The organism is Mesorhizobium sp. M4A.F.Ca.ET.050.02.1.1, assembly GCF_003997725.1.
GTDB lineage: Bacteria > Pseudomonadota > Alphaproteobacteria > Rhizobiales > Rhizobiaceae > Mesorhizobium.
Map to the genome: position 1 here is coordinate 1 of NZ_RZSG01000468.1, position 4,791 is coordinate 4,791.

5 protein-coding genes are annotated in these 4,791 nt (G+C 66.0%); all 5 read right to left on the reverse strand.

Features of this window, described 5'->3' with window-relative positions; genetic code table 11:
* The coding region (locus EOA33_RS24655; protein ID WP_127406821.1) for a flagellar motor protein MotB at positions 1–919 on the reverse strand (919 nt) is incomplete at its 3' end.
* Complete coding sequence (locus EOA33_RS24660; RefSeq protein WP_127406822.1) at positions 916–1,542, reverse strand: hypothetical protein; 627 nt, start codon at positions 1,540–1,542, stop codon at positions 916–918. The genes EOA33_RS24655 and EOA33_RS24660, both read right to left, overlap by 4 nt.
* 3 nt (positions 1,543–1,545) lie before the next feature.
* Positions 1,546–3,207, reverse strand: coding sequence for a flagellar basal-body MS-ring/collar protein FliF (fliF, locus tag EOA33_RS24665; protein ID WP_127406823.1), 1,662 nt, complete (start codon positions 3,205–3,207; stop codon positions 1,546–1,548).
* A gap of 132 nt (positions 3,208–3,339) precedes the next feature.
* Entirely contained in the window at positions 3,340–4,224 is an 885-nt protein-coding gene (locus EOA33_RS24670; RefSeq protein WP_126058480.1) for a flagellin, read from the reverse strand.
* Between the two features lie 246 nt (positions 4,225–4,470).
* Positions 4,471–4,791 (reverse strand): flagellin (locus EOA33_RS24675; protein ID WP_281033551.1); only part of this gene is annotated, 321 nt, incomplete at its 5' end.

Sequence of the window (4,791 nt, forward strand, 5' to 3'; positions counted from 1 at the left end):
CCTTTTCGCCGGCATCGGGCTTTGATGCCGCCTCGGCCTTCGCGGCTTCCAGCTTCGCGGCCTCGGCCTTCTCCTCGCCCTTGGCGGCTTCGCTTGTCGCGGCTTCGCCCTTCGCGGCCTCACTCTTCGCCGCTTCGGCCTTTGCCGTCTGCGGCTTGGCGTTCGCTTTGTCGGGAGCCGTTTTCGCCAGGGGTTCGAGCGGCGCGTCGATCACCGGCGGCGCCGGAGGCACAGCCTTGACCTTCGGCACCTGAGTCTCAGCGACCTTTTCGCCAGGCTTTGCTGGATCGCCATCGATCTTGGCGCGCTCGGCGCTTGCCTCGGCGCCGGGCGCGGCAACCTGCTGCGACCAGAAGTCCGGCGCGAAGGGATCGCGGTAGGAGTCGCCGCCGGAAGCGCCGGTCGCGGGGCCGGCATTCTGCGCGCCGCCTTCGCCCTTGGCGCTGACATTCTGCATCACACCGGTATCGGTGGCGATCTCCGACAGCACGGCGTACGGATCGGCAAACAAATGTTCGTCGGAAAGGTCGGAGTTCTGCGAGGCTTCCTTCGTCTGCCTGCGATCCGAGGATCCGGCCCCGCCCTTGCCGTCCTCGCCGGCCTTGCTGGCGCCGTCCTGCGGGTTGTCGGCCGTCAGCCCGACCTTGCTCGGACCGTCGCCGAGGTCCTCCAGGCCCTTGCGGCTGGAATTGCGGTCGATCAGCTCGACCGGATTGAAGTAGCTGGCGACGGCCGCCTTGGTCTGCTCGTTGGCGGCATTGATCAGCCACATGACCAGGAAAAAGCACATCATGGCGGTCATGAAGTCGGCGAAGGCGATCTTCCAGACGCCGCCATGATGACCGTCGTCGTGACCGTCATGATTGCGCTTGACGATGATGATCTCGTGCCTGGCCTCACCGGCATCGACAGCGCTCATGAGAGAACCTCGGACAGCGAAGCCGACCACTCGGCGATGCGCGTCTCGAACACCGCCTCGTCGATGACGACGGCCAGGTCGAAGCCGGGCGACTCGACGAAATCGAGCTGGGAGGCGCGCGTGCCGAGCGAGGCCGCCAGCGTTTCGAACAGGGACAGCGGACCGCGCACGGCGATGCGCACCGCCTCGGAGTCGGCGACGGCCTCGCGGATCGTGCGCGCAAGCGCGTCCAGAGAGCGCTTCTGCAGGTCATCGCTGACCATGCCGCCGATGATGCGGGCAAGGGTGGCGCCGACGAGTTCGGTGACACGCGCCTCCATGGCATCGATGCGCGTGGCGACGGCCTGGCCGACATCGCCGCCGAAGCCTTCGAGAAAGACCTTTGCCTCGTCGGCGTTGGCCTGGCGCTCGGCGTCGAGCGCGGCGTGGTGGGCAGCGGCGAGGCGCGCCTCGAGCGCCGTTTCCGCATCGGCGACCGCTTCGGCGATCAGGGTGCCGATGTCTGCCTGAGGCGCGGGTTCGTCCGGCTTGCGTTCGGGTTCGGCCGCGGCCTGCGGCTGACCGGCGCGGGGACTGCGGGTTCCGAAATCGGGCAGAAGATCGAAGAGGGCTGCTGAGGGCATGGTCTATCCGGCGACTTCCTGGGCGGCCCATTTGCGCAGGATCTGCGCGGTGCGCTCCTCGTTAAGGTCGACCATGCGGGCGAGCCGCTCCTGCGGCGCGGGCCTGATCTTCTGGCGAAGGTCGTCAAGCGGGGTGGTGCCCGGGCGGCCGCCCGGCAGCGCGCCGACCTGCGCGGCGGTTCCGTCGGAACCGATCGCCGCCACCGCGGGCTCGGGCGTCGGCAGCGAGCGCTGGACCTCGTCGAAGGTCGGGCCGGCGATGGCCGGCTTGGCGGACGCCGTCAGGGCCGCGGCCATCGGCCTCAAGCCGAAGAAGGCGACCAGGAACACCACGACGATGAAGGCCCCGGCATTGATCATGGTGCCGGTATATGTCCCGATCGAGGCCATGATGCCCGGCTGCTCGATCGGCTCGCCGTCGAGCCCGTCGATGAACTCGACCGCGGAGACGTCGATGACGTCGCCGCGTTTGTCGTCGAAGCCGGTGGCCGAGGCCACCATTTTCTGGATGTCGGCGACGCGCTTGGCGATCTGCTCGGGCGTGGCGTCCTTGCCGAGAATGGTCGCCAGGCGCTGCTGGTTGACGACAACGGCGATCGACATCTTGGTGACCGTATAGCCGTTGGAGACGGTAGCTATCTTCTTGGAGTTGATCTCGTAGTTGGTGATCTCCTCCTTGCGGTCGTTCTGCGAGGTGGATTGCGGTCCCTCGGTGCTGGCCGCCTGGGTCTCGGGCAGGTTCTGCTCGACGCTGGTCGGGGTCGAGGCCTGCTTCTGATTGCTGTTCTCGTTGGTGCGCACCGACTGCACGGAGCGCTCGACGCGGGACTCCGGATCGAAGATCGTCTCTTCGGTCTGGCGGGTGTCGGTGTTGACGTCGGCCTTGACGCTGGCGCGGAAATTGTCGGGGCCGAGATAGGGGGTCAGCGCGCGGCGGATGTTGTCGCCGATCTGCGCCTCGACCGTCTGCTCGACGCCCAGCGTGCGGGCCGCGCTCGTGTTGGACGGGTCGTCGCCGGCGGCCAGCAGGTTGCCATTGGAATCGAGCACCGTCACCTTGTCGGCCGCCAGGCCGGGAACGGCGGCGGCGACCAGGTGACGGATCGACATGGCGCTCTTTTCGGCGTCGATACCGGCATAGCGGATGACCACCGAGGCCGAGGGCTGCTGCTCGTCGCGGCGGAAATTGGCGCGCTCGGACATGACGATGTGGACGCGCGCCGCCTTGATGCCGGCGATCGACTGGATGGTGCGCGCGATCTCGCCCTCCAGGGCGCGCACCCTTGTGATCTGCTGCATGAAGGATGTCAGGCCGAGCGAGCCGACATTGTCGAACAGCTCGTAGCCGGCATTGGCGCTGGTCGGCAGGCCCTTCTCGGCGAGCATCATGCGAGCCTGCGCGGTGGTGCCGGCCGGCACCAGCACTGAGGTGCCGTCGGCGCCGACATCGAAGCCGATGCCGGCCTCGCCCAGCACCAGGCCGATCTGGTTCACGTCGGAGCGCTCGAGCCCGACATAGAGCGTCTCGTAGGCGGGACGGTTGAGATAGATCGAGGCCACGCCGATGACGGTCATGACGAGCACCGCGATGCCGCCCAGCATGGCGAGGCGCTTGACGCCAAATGCCCTGAGATTCGAGATGATGCTCTGGATCTGTTCCGGCACGTTCCAACGGCTCCCAGCATGACTGTCCGTCGGAACACTAGACCGCGAAGCTTGTGCGAGGATGATAGGCGGAAGGCAAAAGGCCGCGCTTGCGGCGCGGCCTTCGATGCAATGGAAAGATCAGCCGGAATATCAGCTCTTGAACAGGGCCAGGATCGACTGCGAGTTGCCGTTGGCGATCGACAGCGACTGGATCCCGAGCTGCTGCTGCACCTGCAGCGCCTGCAGGCGGGTCGATTCCTTGTTCATGTCGGCGTCGACCAGGGCGCCAACGCCCTTGTCGATCGAGTCCGAGAGGTTCGACAGGAAGCTCTTCTGGGTGTCGATGCGCGACTTGGCGGCACCGAGATAGGCCGCGCCCGTCGAGAGCTTGGCAAGCGCCGTTTCAACGCTGCCGAGCGCCGTATCGATTGCGGTGTCGGTGACCGCAGCGGCGCTCGGGTCGAAGAAGGTCGTGGCGAGAAGGCCGCCTACGATGCCGCCCGTGCCGGCAATATCGAGAACCTGCGTGTCGGCGGCCGCGACGTTGATGGTGTCGATGGCGACGGTGGTGCCGGTGCGGTTGTAGGAAGCGACGATCTGCAGGTCGGAGGCGACGAGGCCGTCGTTCTGCAGCAGGTTCGAGCCGGCATAGCTGGCATTGGTGACCGACGACTTGATCTGCTCCTGGATGGCCTTGATTTCGGTCGCGATCTTCTGCTGGTTGTCCTGGCTGGCGCCGCGGGCGGTGACCAGCTTGGCCTTGATCGCGTCGACCTGGTCCTTGATGTCGGTGATGGCGGTGTAGGCGGTGTCGACCTTGCCGGCGCCGAGGCCGAGTGCGTCCTGCACCGCCGACAGCGCCTTGTTGTCGGAACGCATGCTGGTAGCGATCGACCAGTAGGCGGCGTTGTCGGAAGCGGTGGCGACGCGGTAGCCAGTCGAGATGCGGGCCTGCGTCGTTTCAAGCGCCTTGTTGGTGGCGTTTAGGCTCTGCAGCGCGGTCAGCGCCGCGGCGTTCGTCATGATACTTGCCAAGGTACACCCCTTCTCAAAGCAGGCATGCCTTACGCATGCCGGTCAACCCGTTTGGCGGGGGCGTCATGCCTGTCGACCAACTGGTCTGCCCGTCATAAGTGAATGGTTAACCATAACTAGCGCGACATCGTTAATGGCGCGTTAAAGCCATGCTTTGGCGAGGGAAAATGACAAGGGTTTCACAAATGAAAATCGGGCCGCGCTGATGGCGCGGCCCGATGCAGATGACTGGAGTTCAGGAGGCGATCAGCCGCGGAAGAGCGACAGGATCGACTGCGAATTCCCGTTGGCGATCGACAGCGCCTGGATGCCGAGCTGCTGCTGGACCTGGAGGGCCTGCAGGCGGGTCGATTCCTTGTTCATGTCGGCATCGACCAGCGAGCCGACGCCCTTGTCGATCGAGTCCGAGAGGTTCGACAGGAAGCTCTTCTGGGTGTCGATGCGCGACTTGGCGGCACCGAGCGATGCGGCACCGGTGGACAGCTTGCCAAGCGCCGTTTCAACGCTGCCGAGCGCGGTGTCGATGGCAGTGTCGGCGACAGCGGCAGAGCTCGGATCGAAGAAGGT